The sequence below is a fragment of the Ramlibacter paludis genome, from assembly GCF_022012305.1.
In the GTDB taxonomy this organism is placed as follows: domain Bacteria; phylum Pseudomonadota; class Gammaproteobacteria; order Burkholderiales; family Burkholderiaceae_C; genus Ramlibacter; species Ramlibacter paludis.
In genome coordinates this window covers 1-315 of the sequence record NZ_JAKLTM010000018.1, presented here as the reverse complement: position 1 = coordinate 315, position 315 = coordinate 1, and the positions used below count along the sequence as shown (strand labels likewise).

The window sequence follows — 315 nt, the reverse complement described above, 5'->3', positions numbered from 1 at the left end:
CGCGGTACCCACGACGGAGCGGGCGCCCTGGATCAGCAAGGTGCGCAAGTAGTCTTCGCCGCGTTTGGTGATCCCGCCCAGTGAAGCCTTGCCACCGCTGGAGTTCTGCCGCGGCACCAGCCCCAGCCAGGCGGCGAACTGGCCGGCGCCGCGGAACTGGCGGAAGTCAGCCACGCAGGCGACCAGCGCGCTCGCACTGGTGGGGCCGACGCCGCGGATTGGCAGCAAGCGCTGCGCCTGGGCATCTTGTTTGGCATCGTCGCTGATCTGTGCATCACACCACGCGATCTCCGCATCCAGAGCCCGCCAATGCGC

The 315-nt window shown here is 68.9% G+C and carries 1 protein-coding gene; it reads right to left on the bottom strand.

All coding sequences use genetic code 11. The features are described from left to right. Positions 1-315 (bottom strand): transposase (locus LZ009_RS24170; protein ID WP_275700558.1); only part of this gene is annotated, 315 nt, incomplete at both ends.